The organism is Solilutibacter pythonis (genome assembly GCF_003697345.1).
GTDB lineage: Bacteria > Pseudomonadota > Gammaproteobacteria > Xanthomonadales > Xanthomonadaceae > Solilutibacter > Solilutibacter pythonis.
Window position 1 is genome coordinate 30201 of the sequence record NZ_RFLY01000007.1, and the last position, 16924, is coordinate 47124.

Here is a 16924-nt window from a genome sequence, read left to right on the forward strand (position 1 = left end):
CGCATGGCCGATTCCGCTCCGCTGCCGCGCGCGCTCCTCGCTCCCCGCCATTGGCCGACGTGGCTGCTGCTCGGCCTCCTCGCCGCGATGGCGCGATTGCCCTGGGGCCTGCAACGCGCCATCGGCGCGCCGCTGGGCCGGGGTCTGGCGCGGCTGCTGAAGGATCGGCGCGCCGCCGCCCGCCGCAACCTCGAACTGTGCTTCCCGCAACTGTCGGCGGAGGCGCGCGAACGGTTGTGCGGCGAGAGTTTCCGCGACCTCGGCATCGGCCTGTTCGAATTCGCCCGCGCCTGGTGGGGTACGGTCGCGCCGATGCGGCGCGCGATCGACATCGAAGGGCTGGAACATCTGCGCGAATTGCAGGCGCAAGGCCGTGGCGTGCTGTTGGTCTCCGGCCATTTCATGACACTGGAGATGTGCGGCCGCCTGTTGTGCGACCACGTGCCGCTGGCCGGCATGTATCGCCGCCATCGTGATCCGGTGTTCGAGTGGGCGGTGCTGCACGGCCGCCTGCGCTATGCCCGTGCGATGTTCACCAACGACGACCTGCGCGCGGCGGTCCGCCACCTCAAGCGCGGCGGTTTTCTCTGGTACGCGCCCGACCAGGACATGCGCGGCAAGGACACGGTGTTCGCGCCGTTCTTCGGCATCCCCGCCGCCACCATCACCGCCACCCACCAGCTCGCCCGCATCAGCGGCTGCGCGGTGGTGCCGTTCTTCCACCGTCGCGAGGGAGGCCGCTACGTGCTGCGGATCGCGCCGCCGCTTTCGCCCTTCCCCGGCACGGACGCCATCGCCGATACCGCCGAGGTCAACGCCGCGATCGAGGCGATGGTGCGCGAGGCGCCTTCGCAATACCTGTGGATCCACCGCCGCTTCAAACGGCAGCCCGATGGCGTGTCGCTCTACGAGAAGTAGCGCCGCCATGCGGCCCGGCCTCGCCGCGGGCCGCCGTTGCCGGGAAAGCGATCACGCCATCCCCGGCCAAGTACGCGGATGCGGGCCAGCCTCGCCCGGGTCGCCGCCGCCTGAGCCGCACGTCCCCGGGCCGCCGCGCCTGGCGAATGCAGGGCTACGCCAGGTCGCGCTTTTTATCCGCCTCCAGCAACTTGGCGTACTTGAGGAAGGCGTAGAACGACTGTGTCCTGGCGGCGAAGAAACCGGCCCAGCCGTTCAGGAAATAGCGCTTGCCGAAATAGAGCTTCAGGAAGGCCAGCGTCGGATAGCACAACAGGCGCAGCGCCATGAAGCGCCGGCGTTTGCCGCGGGTATGCTCGAGCAAGCCGCTGGAATAGCGGTTGATCTTTTCCACCCGTACCGCCAGTTCCGCCTCGCCGTGGTGGCGGAACGGCGCGTCCAGGTCGAGCACGCGGCCGCGCGATTCCGGCGCCGCGTGCACCGGCACGGCATTCATCGCCCCCCGCGAGCGGCGGAACAGCCGCAACTGGAAATTGCCCCGGGTCGCCGGATGCGGCCAGCGCCAGAACAGCCATTCCTCGCGCGGCAGGCGATAGCCGTCGGCGCGCGGGGCCATCAGCTCCTCGTCGATGGCGAGCGCGCCTTCGTCGGTGATGAATTCATCGGCGTCGAGCAGCAGCACCCAGTCGTGCGCGGCCTTGTCGATCGCCGATTGCTTCTGCGGGCCATAGCCCTTGAATGGCTCGACGAACACCCACGCGCCGCACGCCTCGGCGATGTCGCGGGTGGCATCGCTGGAGCCGGAATCCAGCACCACGATTTCGTTGCAGAACCACAGGCTTTCCAGGCAGGCGCGCAGCGTGGCGGCATTGTCCAAGGTAGTGACCACCCCGGACAGACGCGCGCGCTGAAGACTCATGGCGCGACGGTTTCGTCGCGCGCCAGCAGGCTACCGGCATAGAGCGCGACAAGCAGCAGAAACACCCCGCCCCAGAATGCGGAATGGAAGGCCAAGTGGGTGTTGAAAGGGAAGGTCGTCACCCCCAGCGCCAACATCGCCGGGCGGGCGCGCTGGCGCGCCGCCGGGGTGGCCCAGCGCCAGGCGCGCCAAGCCAGCGCCGCGCCCGCCAGCCACAGAAACAGCCCCAGGAAGCCGGTCTCGCTGAGTATCTCCAGCAGCAGTTGGTGCGCGTGCAGCGCCGGGCCTTCGCCCCAGGCCGGTTGTACGCCGGGCTCGGGATCGCAGCCGGCCCAGGCACGGCGGAAGTCACGCACGCCGACGCCGTTGACCGGATGTTCGCGGATCATGCAGCCGGCCGCGCTCCATATCCGGCCACGGCCCGACAGCGCCGAATTCACGCCCGCTTCGCTGCCTTGCATCAGCAGCGCGGTGCGCTCGATGCGTTCGCGCATCGGCGCATGCACCAGGGCCAGCGCCACCAGCACCAGTGCGCCACCGGCGAACAGCGGCAGGAGCTTCTTCCACCCCAACACATGCCAGCCGGAAAACAGCAGCACCAGGGCATAGGTCAGCCAACTGGCGCGCGCGCCAGCCAGCAGCACGGCGATGCCGACCAGCACCGCCCCCAGCAGCCAGCCACGCACACCGAACACGCGCCAGCCGGCGAACAGCACGAAGGCCGAGAAACTCGCCAGCAGCACGCCCAACACCGGGTTGCAGGTGCCGAACACGCCGTTGAGGCGATCCAACCCGCGTTCGGCCTGCCCATCGCACATCGATTTGCCGCGCACCATTTCGTACAGGCCATCGAGGGCGCCGTTGAGAGGGCTGGCCTGGCCGCCGCTCACTCCCTGCACCAGCAGGTCGAGGGTCCACGCCAGCATGACCACGACGATGCCGCCGAACACCTTGCGACGGCCATCGGCGGTCGCCACGGCGATCGCCACCAGCCACAGGAAGGGCAGGTAGCGCAGGCCGGCCAGCACTTTCTTCAAGGCCCGGGCCGGCTCAATGGCGTCGAAGGTGGAAAACAGCTGCGGCAACCAGTAGGCGAAGAACAGCGCGGTGGTCAGCGCCCAGGCCGCATGGCTCAGCAGGCGCTCGCCATGACGGAAGCGCGCTTTCGCCAGCAGCAGCAGCGCGACGATGGCGCCCAGCGAGAGGATCGCCTCCGACACCCGCGCGGCCGGCCAGAAGGCGACGTAGGCCAACACCCACCATGGCGCCCAGCGCCAGCCGGTGGGTGCGGGCGGATCGGGACTGACGGGGGCGGGCGCGGTGGTCATGCGAGTTCGTCGTACACGGCGAGAGTGGCGTCCTGCATCGCGCGCAGGCGGTAGGGCATGGTAGCCGGCGGGGCGGGCGGCCGCTTCAACAAAGCGGTGGCGCGCGTCGCCAGCGCATCGCCATCGAACGGGGCCACCGCGCCGCCGGGCTGCAATTGCGCCAGCAGTTCGCCAACGCCGCCATGCGCCCAGCCCAGCACCGGCGTGCCGACGCTGAGCGCCTCGACCACGGTGCGGCCGAAGGCTTCGGGCTTGCGCGAGAGTTGCAGCACCAGGTCGCTCATCGCGTAGGCGGCGGCGATGCCGGCGGTGGGCGCGGTGATCGCCAGCGCATCGATGAAGCCGCGCCGCCGGGCTTCGCTTTCCAGTTCGGCGAGGTAAGCCTCCCGGCCGGATTCGCGCGCGCCGGGCATCCACAACCGGGCGTCGATACCATGCTCGCGCAGCCGTCCCAGGAGCGCCAGCGCGTCGGCATGGCCTTTCAGCCGGGTGCCGCGACCGGGCAGCAGCAGCAGCGGGCCATCGCCGCCAAGCTGCGGATGTCGCATCGCCAGCGCAGCGCGGGCGACGCGGTCAACGTCATCGCGGGGCGGAAAGGCATCGGTGTCGATCCCACGCGGGATCACCCGAAGCTTGCCGGGATCGGTCTGGGGATAGTTCGCCAGCAGGTAGTCGCGCACGGTGTTCGATACACAGATCACCCGCTCGCCGCTGGCCATCACCGCGCTGTAGCGCGAGGGCGAATTGAGCCCGTGCATGGTGGTGATCCAGCGTGGCCGCCGGCCGGCCAGCCCGGAGAGCGCCATCCGCCCCATCCAGGCCGGCAACCGCGAGCGGGCATGGACGATGTCGGCGCCCGTCTCGCCCAACACGCGGCGCAACGCGCCGACGCGAAGCACGGTGGCGGGCGATTTACCGCCGATATCGAGCGTGACGTGCTCGCCGCCCAGTGCCTGCAAGCGCGGCAGCAGGCGGCCGCCCTTCGAGACCACGATGGCGCGGTGGCCCGCGCGCACCAGCGCTTCGACGATTTCCAGGGTGGAGCGTTCGACGCCGCCGGACTCCAGCGCCGGGAGTAGTTGCACCACGCTCAAGCGACGGCGCATGCCGCCGCCGTCAGTCGGCCAACCGATACTTCGCGCCGCAATACGGGCATTCGGCTTGACCGCCCTCGGCCTCGATCGGCAGGTAGACGCGCGGATGCGAATTCCACAGCGCCATCGACGGCAGCGGGCAGGACAACGGCAGGTCGGCGCGGCGGATTTCATATTCGCGCTGGGCGTTGGCCTGGGTGGCGTGGGCGGCGTCGGTCATGGTGTCATGGCAGTGCGGCGGGGAACCGGTGAATTCTAGCCCACGCGCCACGGCGGGCCGTCAAAACCGAACGGGCCGGACTGCGGCCGCGGCCGCCCCCCAGCGTCGCTCTTCCCTTCCCCGCGTCTTCCTCATGGACGCGGGCGATCGGGCGCCATCGGCCACTTCAAGTCTTACCGGCGATGGAGCTTCTCTTCCACACGCACGCACGATCAGGCATGCGGTCGGTCAGTCGGTCAGTCGGTCAGTCGGTCAGTCGGTCAGTCGGTCAGTCGGTCAGTCGGTCAGTCGGTCAGCCGATGTTGACCTCACTCTCTCTTCCACACGTACGCGATCAGGCATCGCCCAGCACCACCGCATGCTCACGGAAGACCCGCCAGCCATGCGCGCTTTCGTGCCGCAGCATGAGATTGAAGACGACGCGCTTCGGCCCGACGCCCAGGTCGAGCCTGCGGCTGACGATGACGTAGCCGGTATCGCCTTGCACCTCGGCATGTTCGAAACGGGCCGAATTATCCAGCGGCGGCGCGCCCGCCGCCTTGAGGTCGCGGAAGAAAGCCATGTTCTCGGCATGGTCGACCGAAAGCAGCACGCCATCCTCGAGAAAAATCAGGATGCGCAGATCCGGCGCGTACAGCGTGGCCAGTTCATCCAGCCGGTAATGGCAACCGGCCTCGATCAGCCGGCCGACGGTACGCGTCAATTCCGTGTGCATCTCCATCCCTCCGTTCAACGCGGCAGGTCGAACAGCAAGACTTCGGCCTCGCCATCGCCCGCGCCTTCGACCGACAACGCGCCGGCTTCGTCCACGAACCCCAGCGCGTCGCCGGCCCGCAGCGTGCGCTCACCGGCCACCTTAACCTCTCCACGGGCGATGTGCAGCCAGTAGCCGCGCGCGGCGTCGAGCATGGCTTCCACCTGTTCGCCCGGCATCAGCGCCACCGCGCGCAAGGCGGCGTCCTGGCGGATCGGCAGGCCGCCGTCGCGGCCCTCGAAGGAGGCGAAGGTGTCCCATTTTCCGCGCCGGGCCTGGCGTTCGAAAGCGCGCTGCTCGTAGGCCGGCGCGGCGTTGACGCGATCGGGCTGGATCCAGATTTGCAGGAAATGCGTGGTCTGGTCGGGATCGCCGTTGTATTCGCTGTGCTCCACGCCGTGGCCGGCGCTCATCCACTGCACTTCGCCGGGGCGCAGCACGCCCTCGCCGCCGGTGCTGTCCTTGTGCGCCAGCGCGCCTTCCAGCACCACACTGATGATTTCCATGTTGGCGTGACGATGCGGGGCGAAACCGCCGCCCGGCGCGACGCGATCCTCGTTGATGACGCGCAGCGCGCCGAAGCCCATCCAGCGCGGGTCGTGGTAATGGCCGAAGGAGAAGGTGTGCCGGCTGTCCAGCCAGCCGTGCTCGGCATGGCCGCGCGCGCGGCCGGGGCGTTCGATGATCATGGCTATCTCACTTTTTCTCGGCGTGGGCTTCGGTGGTGATGCGCAGTTGCACGGCGTCGCCGACCATCGGTACGTACTTGCCGATACCGAAGGACGAGCGATTGAAGGCGGCGGTGGCATCGAAACCGATCGCCCGCACGCCCAGCATCGGGTGAATGCCGCGCTTGTTCAGGCGGACGTCGAGCGTGACCGGCCGGCTGATCCCGCGCAAGCTCAGCTCGCCCTGCACTTCGTAGCGGTCCTCGCCCAGCGGCTTCACTTCCCGGCTGACGAAACGGGCCACCGGGTACTTCGCCACGTCGAAATAATCCTTGCCGCGCAGTTCGTCGTCGAGTTTAGGCACGAAGCTCGTCAGTGCTTCCATCGGGATGTCGACCCGCACGCTGGACGCGGCCGGGTCGGCCGGGTCGAACAGCAAGGTGCCGGTGGCGCCGGCGAAGTTCGCCATCGGGTTGGAATAGCCGAAGTGGCTCCAACTGGCGATCACCATGGTGTGGGTGGGGTCGATGGCGTATTCAATCTTTTCGGCCAACGCCGGCAGGGCGGCGGCGGCGAGCAGACCGGCAAGCAACGGACGTTTCATGGCGAGGCTCCGGGTTAGAGGATGCGCGCGGCTTCGTCGAACGACAGACGCGGGCTGCGCGGGAAGAGGCTGGCCGGATCGCCCTTGCCCAGGCAGACCACGAAATTGGCGACCACCCGCGTGCCGGGGAAGAATTCGCCGCTCATGCGCTCGGCGTCGAAGCCGGACATCGGACCGCAATCCAGCCCCAGCGCGCGCGCGGCCAGCATCAGATAAGCGCCCTGCAAGCTGCCGTTGCGCATGGCGATGCGGTCGAGCACCGCCTCCGGCGCGCCTTCGAACCAGCTTTTCGCATCGGTATGGGGGAAGAGCACGGGCAGTTTCTCGGCGAAATCCAGGTCGTTGCCGATCACCGCGATCACCGGCGCGCTCATCGCCTTGGCGCGGTTGCCTTCGTCGAGAATCGGCGCCAGCCGCGCCTTCGCTTCCGGCGAGCGCACGAAGACGATCCGCGCCGGGCAGTTGTTGGCCTGGGTGGGGCCGAATTTCATCAGGTCGTAGAGGCGGCGCAGGGTGGCGTCGTCCACTTCGCCGGAAAAGCGGTTGTAACTGCGCGCGGCGAGGAAGAGTTGGTCGAGCGCGGCGGCGTCAAGTGCGTGAGTCATGGCCTTTCCCGTTGGATGTCGAAGCCGGCAGTGTAGAGTGGCGCCATGGCCGCGTCGCGGTCATGGCCGCAACAGCCAATCGCATCGATGGAACACCGACACACGCCCGCGATCAGCCTCAGCGACGGCCACGCCGGCAACCGCCGCCAGGCCGAGGCGCTGGCGCGCGCGCTGGGCCATGCCGAAGCGCCGCACTTGGTGCTGGCGCCCTCGCGGCTGGCGCGCGCGCTCGCGCCCCGGCTGTTTCCCGGCGCCGCGCGCGCCTTCGGCGGCGACTTCCACGCCTTACTCGCGCATCCGCCCGCGCTCGCCATCGGCTGTGGCCGGCAGGCGGCGCTGGCGACCCGGCTGCTGCGCAAGGCCGGCAGCCGCGCGGTGCAGATCCTCGACCCGCGCCTCGACCCGCGCCACTGGGACGCGGTGATCGCCCCGGCCCACGACGCCCTGGCCGGCGCGAACGTGATCGCTCCGCAAGGCAGCCTGCACGAGGTGGACGACCTCTGGCTGGCGCGCGCGCGCCACGATTTCCCCGCCATCGGCGCGCTTCCCGCACCGCGCATCGCCGTACTGGTCGGCGGGCCGAGCCGGCACTGGGCGATGGACGATGCCGGCTTCGATGCCGCCCTGGCTTCGCTGGCCGCCGCGGCCCGGGCACAGGCCGGCAGCCTGCTGCTGGCCGCCTCGCGCCGCACCCCGCCCGGCTGGCGCGAGGCGATGGGCCGGCGCGATGCCGCGCTGATCTGGCGCGACCAAGGCGACGGCGACAATCCCTATCGCGGCCTACTGGGCTGGGCCGACGCCATCGTCTGCACCGCCGATTCGGTGAACATGCTCTCGGAAGCCTGCGCCACCGGCGCGCCGGTGTACGTGATCGGCGGCGAACGCTTGCAAGGCCGGCCGCGACATTTCCTGGGCCACCTGTGCGATGCGCACCGGGTGCGCGCGTTCGATGGCGGGCTGACGCCCTTCGCCGCCGAGCCGCTGCGCGAGAGCGCCCGGGTGGCGGCGACACTGCGCGAACGGCTGACGCCCTAGCCGCGCGGACGCGGCCTCACCGCATCAGCCCATGCCGGCGCAAGGCCGCGACGATGACCTCTACCGCCCGCATCGCCGCCGCGTCGCCGCGCGGGGTCATGCGCTTGCGGCGGTCGAGCGTGCAGTGCAGACCGGTGTCGAGCAGGACCTCGTGCGCCTCGGCCAGCGCGCGCGCCTCGGCCTCGCCCAGCACGGCGGCGGCGGCGAGCGCGGCGATGAGCGCTTCGTTCGCGCGCGGCGCGGCCAGCGCCGGATGCGCGGCGGCCTCGCGCAGCACCAGGTATTGCAACAGAAATTCCAGATCGACCAGCCCCCCCTCGCCCTGCTTGAGATCGAGCCGGACGGCATCGCTGCGATCGAGTTCGGCGCGCATCTTAGCGCGCATCGTACGCACCTCTTCGCACAAGGCATCGGCGATGCGCGGCTGCGCCAGCACCTCGGCACGCACTTGCTCGAACGCGGCGTGGAGGGCTGCATCGCCCGCCACGCCACGGGCGCGCACCAGGGCCTGCCGCTCCCAGGTCCAAGCGCGCTCGCGCTGGTAGTCGGCAAAGCTGGCCAACGTGGACACCAGCATCGCCTTGCTGCCGTCCGGGCGCAGACGCACGTCGACATCGAACAGGCGACCGGCGGCGGTCGGGGTTTGCAGGTAGCCGACGATCTTCTGCGCCAGCCGCGCGAACCAGCGCTGCGCATCCAGCGGGCGGCGGCCATCGCTTTCGGCGGCGGGCAGCGCATCGTAGAGAAAGACCAGATCGAGATCGCTGCCGAAGCCCAACTCCAGCCCGCCCAGGCTGCCGTAGCCGATGACGGCGAAGCGCGCGCCGGCCACTTCGCCATGCGCGGCGGCGAGCTCGTCCCAGGCCAGGCGCAGCACCCCGGCGAGCACCGCGTCGGCCAGTTCCGCCAGTTGCCGCGCGCTGTCGCCAGCCCGTTGGCGGCGGTCGAGCGTGGCCAACCCGATGCGGAAGCTCGTCGCCTGCCGGGTCTCGTTGAGCAGACGCAGCGCGCTGTCGATGTCGCCCCCGGCTTGCCCGACGGCCGCCGCGCAGGCATCGCGCATGGCCACCGCATCGGGCAGCGGCCCGCCGGCGCGGCGGTCGAGCAGTTCGTCCAGCAACAACGGGTACGTCGCCAGACGCTCACTCAGCAGCGCGCTCTGCGCCAACGCCTCGACCAGCCGCTTCAACGCCTGCGGTTGCTCATCGAGCAGGGCCAGATAGCTACTGCGGCGCAGCACGTTCCGCACCAATGCCAGCACCCGGCGCAGCGCGGCATCCGGCTCGGAGGCGCCGGCGCTGGCGGCGATCAGCGCGGGCATCACTCGGTCCAGCCGCGCCCGGGCGATGTCGGAGATCTGGCGCGCGGCGGCCCCGCGCAGGAAATCGCGCAGTTGGGCATCGAGCGTTTCCACCTCGGCGAAGCCAGCCTCGGCCAGCGCGGCGCGGTCGCCGGCATCCGGCAACAGCCGCCAGTAATCCTTCAGCGCATTCGGCCGGTGCTGTTTCTGCCGCTGGCTGAGCAGCGCATCGAACTCCGCCGAGACCTGGGCGCGCACCATGTCCAGCACCGCCAGCAGCGCGGGCCAATCGGCAAAGCCGAGGCCGGCGGCGAGACGCGTCCGTATCACCGTATCCTCGGGCAGGGAATAGGTCTGCGCGTCGGCCATCATTTGTAGGCGGTTCTCCAGGCGGCGCAGGAAACGGTAGCTGTCGGCGAGCCGCGCCCCGGTCGCCGGCGCGATCTGCCCCGCCCCGACCAGCGCCGAGAGCGCGGGCAACAGGCCGCGCCGCTGCAAGGCCGGCTCGCGACCGGCGCGGATCAGTTGCAGCGCCTGCACCAGGAACTCGATCTCGCGGATGCCGCCCGGGCCTCGCTTGATGTCGCCGGCCATGTCCTTTCTCGCCACTTCCGCCGCGATCAGCGCTTTCATTTCGCGCAGACCTTCCAGCGCGCCGAAATCCAGATATCGCCGGTAGACGAACGGCTGAAGCAGATCGAGAAAACGCTCGCCCGCGGCGATGTCGCCGGCCACCGGGCGCGCCTTCTGCCAGGCGTAGCGTTCCCAGTCGCGGCCTTCGCGCTGGAAATACTGCTCCAGCGCCGCGAACGACCACGCAATACGCCCGGCATTGCCGTAGGGCCGCAGGCGCAGATCGACGCGATGGCTGAAACCCTCGGCGGTCACTTCGTCCAGGAGCTTCGCCAGCTGCTGGCCGAGCCTGGCGAAATACGCCTCCGCCGGCAGGCCGCGCGGGCCATCGCTTTCGCCATCTTCCTCGTAGGCGTAGACCAGATCGATGTCGGAACTGAAATTCAGCTCGCCACCGCCCAGTTTGCCCAGTCCGAACACCACCAGCCGCTGCGGCCGGCCCGCGCCGTCGCGCACCACGCCATGGCGCGCGACGAATTCGCTTTCCAGCGCGGCCAGGGCGATACCGAGGCATTGCACGGCCAGGCGCGTGGTACCGCGCAGGGTCGCCTCGACCTCATCCAGCCCCAGCACGTCGCGCCAGATCAGGCGGGTGGATTCACCGGCCCGGTAGCGGCGCAGCAACGTCCCCCACTCAAGACGGTTCTCCGCCGTCAGTACCGGGCTTGGAACGGCTTCGGCGCCATCGCCCGCCAGCAGCGCCACCAGCAGATCGCGCTGGCGCGCCAGCGTATCGAGGGCGAAATCGCTGGCGATGGCGACGCGGGCAAGCCGCGCTCGGTCGGCCGCGGCGGCATCCGGCGGGTCGAGTCGGGCCAGCGCGCGCGCCACGATTGAAGCGAAGGCCGGAGCAACGGCGATGTCGTTCATCCGCCGATGATGACATGCAAGCCAACGAAACCCGCCAGCGACCGGGGCGGCGCACCGCCACCGCATGGGAGCGGCGCCACCGTGGCCGAGCGTGTCGCCGTTCGGCCAGGGACGCGATGCGAGTTGCCGGATCCGGCGTGGCGGCCAGCCGGCAGCGAATGTCGGGGGCGGGGAGCGACGTCACCATGGCCGGGCGTTTCGTCGTTCGGCCAGGGACGCGATACGAGTTGCCGGATTCGGCGTGGCGGCCAGCCGGCAGCGAATGCCGGGGGCGGGGAGCGACGTCACCATGGCCGAGCATGTCGTCGTTCGGCCAGGGCCGCGATGCGAGTTGCCGGATCCGGTGTGGCCACAAGCCGGTAGCGAATGCCGGGGGCGACACAATAGCGCCGGCCATCTCCCTGTATCGCGGCATTCCAGCGCCCGCATCCGCGATGCTGTGGTAGAGCGGTATCGCAATCTTCCATTCATCGCGGCCGATGCCCGGCGCGGCGCGTGCAATCGGCCGCCTGCCGCCGCACGCCGCCGCCTTCGGCCTGCCCGCATAATGTCGGCAGGAGGTGCGCATGCACGGCGATGGTCTGACTCTGGCCCTGATGTTCCTGATCGCGGCAGTGATCGCGGTGCCGCTGTTCAAGCGCTTCGGGCTGGGCGCGGTGCTCGGCTACCTGGCCGCCGGCGTGGTGCTGGGCCCGCACGGGGCCAAGGCGATCCGCGATGCCGGGCCGGTCCTGACCGCGAGCGAGATCGGTGTGGTGATGCTGCTGTTCGTGATCGGGCTGGAAATGTCGCTGCCGCGTCTGAAGGCGATGCGACGGCCGATCTTCGCGGTCGGCGGTTTGCAGGTGGCGGCCTCGGCGCTGCTGCTGTGGCTGCCGATCTCGCTGACCGGACAATTCTCCGCCAAGGCGGCCTGGGTGGTGGCCTCGGCGCTGGCGCTCTCGTCCACCGCCGTCGGCCTGCAATTGCTGGCCGAGCGCAAGCAGTTGCAGGCGCCGCACGGGCGCGCCGCGCTGGCGGTGCTGCTGTTCCAGGACATCGCGGCGATCCCGCTGATCGCGGCGGTGCCCTTGCTCGGCACGTTGAGTCCGCACAACGACGGCATCTGGTGGCAGGCGCTGCTGAAGGCGGCGGTGGCGGTGGCCGTGCTGGTGATCGGCGGGCGCTGGCTGTTGCGCCGGATGTTCGCGCTGGCGGCGCGCATCGGCGTGGCCGAGCTGATGACCGCCACCGCGCTGCTGGCGGTGCTGGGCGCGGCCTGGGTGATGGGCCAGGCCGGCCTGAGCATGGGCCTGGGCGCCTTCATCGCCGGCGTGCTGCTGGCCGATTCCGAATACCGCCACGAGATCGCCGCGCAGATCGCCCCGTTCGAGAGCTTGCTGCTCGGCCTGTTCTTCATGGCGGTGGGCATGAGCATCGATATCGGCCGCATCGCCGACGAGCCGCTGCTCATCGGCGGCGCGGTCATCACGCTGCTGGCGCTGAAGGCGCTGGTGCTGTTCGCGGTCGGGTTCCGCCCGGCGAGCCTGCCGAGGCCGGAAGCGGTACGGCTCGCCTGCACCTTGGCGATGGGCGGCGAATTCGCCTTCATCGTGTTCAACGAATCGTTGCGCGTCGGCTTGCTGGAAGCCACCATGCGCGACCGCCTGGTGGCGATAGTCGGCCTGTCGATGGCCCTGACGCCGGTGCTGGTGATCGCCGCCAACCGGCTTCTACCGGTACGCAAGGCCACGCCAGCCAGCCAGCCGTTCGACCGCATCAACGACGACCATCCGCAGATCATCATCGCCGGCATGGGCCGCTTCGGGCAGATCGTCGCGCGCATCCTGCGCTCGCGGCGCATCCCGTTCACCGCGCTCGACCGCGACCCCGAGCAGGTGCGCTTCCTGCAACGCTTCGGTGGCATGGTGTATTTCGGCGATGCCGCCCAGCCCGCACTGCTGCGCGCGGCCGGCATCGCCCACGCGCAGGTGCTGGTGCTGGCCACCAGCCATCTCGAAACCGCTCTGCACATCGCCCGCCGGGTGCGCCGGGAGCATCCGCATGTGCGCGTGCTGGCGCGCGCGCGCACCCGGCAGGATGCTTTCAAGCTGATGGACGTGGGGACCAAGGTATACCGCGAGACCTTCGGTTCCAGCCTGGAAATGGGCCGCGACGCGCTGCGCGCGATCGGCATCGACGAAGCCCGCGCCGACCTCTACGTACGCCGCTTCCGCGAGATGGACGAGAAGCTGCTGGCCGAGCAGTATCTGGTGCACGACGACGAAGATGCCCTGATCGCCCATGCCCGCGACGCCATCCACGAGCTCGAAGCTCTGTTCGAGGCGGATGCGATGCGGGAGCGCGAACCACAGGACACACCCCGCACCTGAACCCGCATCGCGCGCCCCGCCCACCTGCGGCCATCGCCCCCCTCGGATGACGACCCGCGCCCAGGCAGCCGCGGGTGCTCAGGCGGGCGTATCGGCCGGCGCCCCCCCACGAGCACGGGAATCCGGGGCGGCCGCCGATCGCGGCCCGCCTTGCGCACCGAGTCGGGATCGACCCGGCAACACGCGCGGATGCCCCCGACGTCCCGCCCTGTTCGACCTATTCGACCTATTCGACCTGTTCGACCTGTTCGACCTATTCGACCTATTCGACCTATTCGACCTATTCGACCTATTCGACCTATTCGACCTATTCGACCTGTTCGACCTGTTCGACCTGTTCGCCCTGTTCGACCTGTTCGACCTGTTCGACCTGTTCGACCTGTTCGACCTGTTCGACCTGTTCGACCTGTTCGCCCTGTTCGACCTGTTCGACCTGTTCGACCTGTTCGACCTGTTCGACCTGTTCGACCTGTTCGACCCCTTCGACCCCTTCGACCCCTTCGACCCTTCAGCACGAACACGCACTAGCCGATGGAGATCGGACGAGTATCGCCCTGGCATCGCTTTCAGCCCGGTTGGCCGGGAGCGCCGGCATTCACCCAATCTTCCGCGCATCCCGAGAGGCCCGTCACCGATGCCAGCCGCTCGGAACCGCGCCGCTTTGGAGGCGCCTTGGCCGGGCAACGCATCACGGAATCATCGAGGGACGCCGGCCGTGACCGTTGCCCCCGGCTTCCCCCTTCGCCCAGGATCAGTCCGGCCCGATTTGCCCCACCGCCTCCGCAAACCCGCGCCGTCGCCATCGGGCAACACACTCGATGGACATCGATGGCGGGAAAAGCCGCGGCAGACGCCCGGTGGCGCGCATGGCGACCCGATCAATCGAACTGACGCGGCACCCATGGCTTTTCCGGCGTCTTGGCCCGCGCACGGGCCACCGCGCTGTTGCGGCCAAGCAGCAACTTCACCTGCCACCACTTCTCAAGCCACAGCGCCCGGCGCCGACCGGTGTGGGTCATGGCGTCGATCACGCGTTTTCCAGCCAGCACCGCATCCGGCGAACGGCCTGCCAAGTCCCCGGCGAGCGCTTGCGCGACGGCCAGCGGGTCATCGGCCAGGTACGTCACCAACCCCAATCGATGCGCCTCGGCCCCATCGAAGATGCGAGCACTCCAGGTCAGCTCCTTAGCGATGTCGGTACGCAGCACCCCGCGCAGCGACGTGGTGATCCCCATATCCGGCACCATGCCCCAGCGCCCTTCAAGGATGGCCCACTGGCTGTCGGCCCGGGCGATCCGGATATCGGCCGACGCCGCCAACTGCAACCCACCGCCAAGACAATGCCCATGCACCGCCGCGATCACCGGCACCGGCAATTCGCACCAGACCAGTGCCATGCGCTGGAACAGGCTCCGCGAAGGCTTCAGCAACTCACGGAAAACGAAAAACCGGTTGCCGCGATTACCCAACTCGGCAACATCCAACCCGGCGCAAAACGACTCCCCCGCCCCGCAGAGCACCACCGCCCGCAGAGCGCGATCACGCCGCAAACGCCCGGCAAGCGCCGTCAACTCACGCATCAAATCAAACGACAAAGCGTTCCGCCTGTCTGGACGATTGAGACGGACAATCGCGATGTGACCGCGCATTTCAAGCTGCAACATATCCCGCATGAAGCACCTGGACCCGATCCGATCAATGAGACGAATTGTGACACAGCGAGCAGAAACACATGCCATCGGGTACCCACACCTCGCATTGTGCGATCCCGCCTTTCGGCAGATACCCCGCCGCCGACTTCCACCACAGAAAGGTCGTGCCATAAAGCGACGATGGTTTTGAAAACCCGCAGCCAAACCACGCCCTACTTCGCAATGGATACCGACTAAACCGCCGCCCCCGATTGCCAGCCTACGACGAGAAGAAACAGGTTTTAATTCACATCGGTGAAGGCGTGACCGCATCGCCAAACCAAGTTTCAACTCCCACGCTCGCGAAGGCGTGACTCGTGGCCAGGCCGTTGGACATATTCTTATAGTTGTTTCAATTCCCACGCCCGCGAAGGCGTGACGCGTGCGCAAGCTGCACCTCGACCACCTCACCACGGTTTCAATTCCCACGCCCGCTAGGGCGTGACGTCGACGCGCTCGGGACTGCGGCCGCGTACATGCTGTTTCAATTCCCACGCCCGCGAGGGCGTGACATGAGTACATAACACGATGTCTCTACCTTACGAGTTTCAATTCCCACGCCCGCGAGGGCGTGACCGGCGTTGATGGCCGAGTTCGGTTTAAGCCGGGAAGTTTCAATTCCCACGCCTGCCAAGGCGTGACGCGACCTGTTCATCACGCTGCACCATCCATTCCTGTTTCAATTCCCGCGCCCGCAAGAGCGTGACGGTCGCATCCGTAATCTTCCCGGTGCTCGCCCGTGGTTTCAATCCCAAGCCCGCGAGGGCGCGTCCCAGGTGCAACAGCGAAGCCGGCGACCTTTCGAGGTTTCAATTTCCACCCCCGCAAGGGCGCGAGCCAAGGGCAAGGCCGGGAATCACGGAGCACGTCCCGTTCCCCGCCCCAAGGGCATGATCAGTTCCTCAACCTCCGGCAAGCGCCAGTCGGCGTTTCAATTCCCATGCCCTTGAGGGCCTGACGTGCCTGCCTTGTCACGGCCTCCATGCACTTCGATTTTCAACGCCCACGCCCGGGAAAGCGCGCATCCAGCCAGGCGCGCAAGGCGACGAATACCGGCTCTCGGTCGCGTTCGTTGAACAACTCGTGGTAGAGACCGGGAAACTCGCGGGCCGTGACCATGCGCGGTGGTGCCGCGGCGGCGAAGCGGCGGCTGCCTTCGGCATCGACCAGATAGTCGTCGCCGGCGAACAGCAGCAACGTCGGCACCCGCCAGCGCGGCGCGGCGGCCACGGTCGGTGCGCCGTTGACATCGATGAAGTGAGCGAGACGGGCACTGACGCGGTCATGGCCGAGCGGGTCGTCGCGGTAGGCGGCGACTTCGGCCGGGTCGTGCGAAATGAATTCCGGCTTCAGCCCGTTGCCGATGGCGAAGTGCGGCGCGAGGCGGGCCAGCAGCGCCGCCGTGGCGCGCTGGAGCGGCGACATCCCGCTGGCGAGCGCCGGCGAGGACAGCACCAGTCCATCGATCGGACGCACGCCTCGGGCGACGAAATCCGCCGCCACCAGTCCGCCCATGCTGTGCCCGAGCAAGATGAGCGGCCACGCATCCCGCATCCCGGCGCGGCACCGCTCCACCATCGTGGCGAGGTCCTCGCGCAGGCGACCCGGCGTCGAGAGCCGCCCGCGCGCGCCGGAGGATTCGCCGTGACCTTCATGGTCGTAGCCATCCACCGCGAAGCCCCACTGGTTGAGGCGCGCGGCGACATGGGCATAGCGGCCGGCGTGTTCGCCAAGGCCATGCACGATCAGGACGTGGCCGCGACCGCAAGCGCCTTCGGGCAGCGGCCAGTGGCGCAGACGCAAACGGCCGCCAGCGGGCAGGCCGAGGAAATCGGCGGCGGTATCGCTCATCGCGGGGCATCGGGTATCGGCATCGCGCGGCACAATAGCGCTTTCCATCGCGCATCGTGGCC

General features: G+C 68.9%; 14 protein-coding genes. 3 read left to right on the plus strand and 11 right to left on the minus strand.

The genetic code is table 11. From position 1 onward, the window contains the following. Window positions 1–3: 3 nt before the first annotated feature. Window positions 4–918 (plus strand): LpxL/LpxP family Kdo(2)-lipid IV(A) lauroyl/palmitoleoyl acyltransferase, encoded by a 915-nt coding sequence (lpxL, locus tag EBB59_RS06135; RefSeq protein ID WP_122101277.1) that lies wholly within the window; start codon window positions 4–6, stop codon window positions 916–918. Between the two features lie 154 nt (window positions 919–1072). Here the strand turns inward: lpxL and EBB59_RS06140 are convergent, their stop codons facing one another. From EBB59_RS06140 to EBB59_RS06175, 8 genes are all read right to left on the minus strand, one after another. Continuing rightward, window positions 1073–1837, minus strand: a complete 765-nt coding sequence (locus EBB59_RS06140; RefSeq protein WP_122101278.1) for a glycosyltransferase family 2 protein — start codon at window positions 1835–1837, stop codon at window positions 1073–1075. Further along, complete coding sequence (locus tag EBB59_RS06145; RefSeq protein ID WP_122101279.1) at window positions 1834–3165, minus strand: O-antigen ligase family protein; 1332 nt, start codon at window positions 3163–3165, stop codon at window positions 1834–1836. The genes EBB59_RS06140 and EBB59_RS06145 overlap by 4 nt, the downstream gene beginning before the upstream one ends. Then, complete coding sequence (locus EBB59_RS06150; protein ID WP_122101280.1) at window positions 3162–4271, minus strand: glycosyltransferase; 1110 nt, start codon at window positions 4269–4271, stop codon at window positions 3162–3164. Before EBB59_RS06150 ends, EBB59_RS06145 begins: the two co-directional genes overlap by 4 nt. A 10-nt stretch (window positions 4272–4281) precedes the next feature. After that, window positions 4282–4479 carry a zinc-finger domain-containing protein gene (locus EBB59_RS06155; RefSeq protein ID WP_122101281.1) on the minus strand — a complete coding sequence of 66 codons (198 nt, stop codon included), beginning with the start codon at window positions 4477–4479 and terminating at the stop codon, window positions 4282–4284. Between the two features lie 334 nt (window positions 4480–4813). Next, on the minus strand, window positions 4814–5194 hold the full coding sequence (locus EBB59_RS06160; protein WP_211327696.1) for a hypothetical protein: 381 nt from the start codon (window positions 5192–5194) through the stop codon (window positions 4814–4816). A 14-nt stretch (window positions 5195–5208) separates the two neighbouring features. Next, window positions 5209–5922, minus strand: a complete 714-nt coding sequence (locus EBB59_RS06165; protein ID WP_122101283.1) for a pirin family protein — start codon at window positions 5920–5922, stop codon at window positions 5209–5211. Between the two features lie 7 nt (window positions 5923–5929). Beyond that, a complete protein-coding gene (locus EBB59_RS06170; RefSeq protein WP_122101284.1) occupies window positions 5930–6505 on the minus strand; it encodes a YceI family protein in 576 nt (191 codons plus the stop codon). A gap of 14 nt (window positions 6506–6519) precedes the next feature. Continuing rightward, window positions 6520–7110, minus strand: a complete 591-nt coding sequence (locus EBB59_RS06175) for a malonic semialdehyde reductase (protein ID WP_122101285.1) — start codon at window positions 7108–7110, stop codon at window positions 6520–6522. A gap of 87 nt (window positions 7111–7197) precedes the next feature. Here EBB59_RS06175 and EBB59_RS06180 point away from each other — a divergent pair, with 87 nt between their 5' ends. Then, the gene (locus tag EBB59_RS06180) at window positions 7198–8145 is read left to right on the plus strand and encodes a mitochondrial fission ELM1 family protein (protein WP_122101286.1); all 948 of its coding nucleotides are present in this window, start codon (window positions 7198–7200) and stop codon (window positions 8143–8145) included. Window positions 8146–8161: 16 nt separating this feature from the next. Here the strand turns inward: EBB59_RS06180 and glnE are convergent, their stop codons facing one another. After that, window positions 8162–10948 carry a bifunctional [glutamate--ammonia ligase]-adenylyl-L-tyrosine phosphorylase/[glutamate--ammonia-ligase] adenylyltransferase gene (gene glnE, locus EBB59_RS06185; protein ID WP_122101287.1) on the minus strand — a complete coding sequence of 929 codons (2787 nt, stop codon included), beginning with the start codon at window positions 10946–10948 and terminating at the stop codon, window positions 8162–8164. 566 nt (window positions 10949–11514) lie between these two features. Here glnE and EBB59_RS06190 point away from each other — a divergent pair. Beyond that, window positions 11515–13320, plus strand: a complete 1806-nt coding sequence (locus EBB59_RS06190; RefSeq protein ID WP_122101288.1) for a monovalent cation:proton antiporter-2 (CPA2) family protein — start codon at window positions 11515–11517, stop codon at window positions 13318–13320. 878 nt (window positions 13321–14198) lie between these two features. On the opposite strand, the gene EBB59_RS06200 is transcribed toward EBB59_RS06190, so the two are convergent. Both EBB59_RS06200 and EBB59_RS06205 read right to left on the minus strand, forming a co-directional pair. After that, window positions 14199–14984 (minus strand): crotonase/enoyl-CoA hydratase family protein, encoded by a 786-nt coding sequence (locus EBB59_RS06200; protein ID WP_122101382.1) that lies wholly within the window; start codon window positions 14982–14984, stop codon window positions 14199–14201. A 1023-nt stretch (window positions 14985–16007) separates the two neighbouring features. Beyond that, window positions 16008–16862 (minus strand): alpha/beta hydrolase, encoded by an 855-nt coding sequence (locus EBB59_RS06205; protein ID WP_122101383.1) that lies wholly within the window; start codon window positions 16860–16862, stop codon window positions 16008–16010. Window positions 16863–16924 lie beyond the last annotated feature (62 nt).

Excerpts from the sequence above, each read along its gene's own strand:
- EBB59_RS06190 (WP_122101288.1), top strand. The coding sequence starts at position 11,515 with ATGCACGGCGATGGTCTGACTCTGGCCCTGATGTTCCTGATCGCGGCA.
- glnE (WP_122101287.1), bottom strand. The coding sequence starts at position 10,948 with ATGAACGACATCGCCGTTGCTCCGGCCTTCGCTTCAATCGTGGCGCGC.
- EBB59_RS06150 (WP_122101280.1), bottom strand. The coding sequence starts at position 4,271 with ATGCGCCGTCGCTTGAGCGTGGTGCAACTACTCCCGGCGCTGGAGTCC.
- EBB59_RS06145 (WP_122101279.1), bottom strand. The coding sequence starts at position 3,165 with ATGACCACCGCGCCCGCCCCCGTCAGTCCCGATCCGCCCGCACCCACC.
- EBB59_RS06170 (WP_122101284.1), bottom strand. The coding sequence starts at position 6,505 with ATGAAACGTCCGTTGCTTGCCGGTCTGCTCGCCGCCGCCGCCCTGCCG.
- EBB59_RS06160 (WP_211327696.1), bottom strand. The coding sequence starts at position 5,194 with ATGCACACGGAATTGACGCGTACCGTCGGCCGGCTGATCGAGGCCGGT.
- EBB59_RS06180 (WP_122101286.1), top strand. The coding sequence starts at position 7,198 with ATGGAACACCGACACACGCCCGCGATCAGCCTCAGCGACGGCCACGCC.
- EBB59_RS06140 (WP_122101278.1), bottom strand. The coding sequence starts at position 1,837 with ATGAGTCTTCAGCGCGCGCGTCTGTCCGGGGTGGTCACTACCTTGGAC.
- EBB59_RS06165 (WP_122101283.1), bottom strand. The coding sequence starts at position 5,922 with ATGATCATCGAACGCCCCGGCCGCGCGCGCGGCCATGCCGAGCACGGC.
- EBB59_RS06175 (WP_122101285.1), bottom strand. The coding sequence starts at position 7,110 with ATGACTCACGCACTTGACGCCGCCGCGCTCGACCAACTCTTCCTCGCC.
- EBB59_RS06200 (WP_122101382.1), bottom strand. The coding sequence starts at position 14,984 with ATGTTGCAGCTTGAAATGCGCGGTCACATCGCGATTGTCCGTCTCAAT.
- lpxL (WP_122101277.1), top strand. The coding sequence starts at position 4 with ATGGCCGATTCCGCTCCGCTGCCGCGCGCGCTCCTCGCTCCCCGCCAT.
- EBB59_RS06155 (WP_122101281.1), bottom strand. The coding sequence starts at position 4,479 with ATGACCGACGCCGCCCACGCCACCCAGGCCAACGCCCAGCGCGAATAT.
- EBB59_RS06205 (WP_122101383.1), bottom strand. The coding sequence starts at position 16,862 with ATGAGCGATACCGCCGCCGATTTCCTCGGCCTGCCCGCTGGCGGCCGT.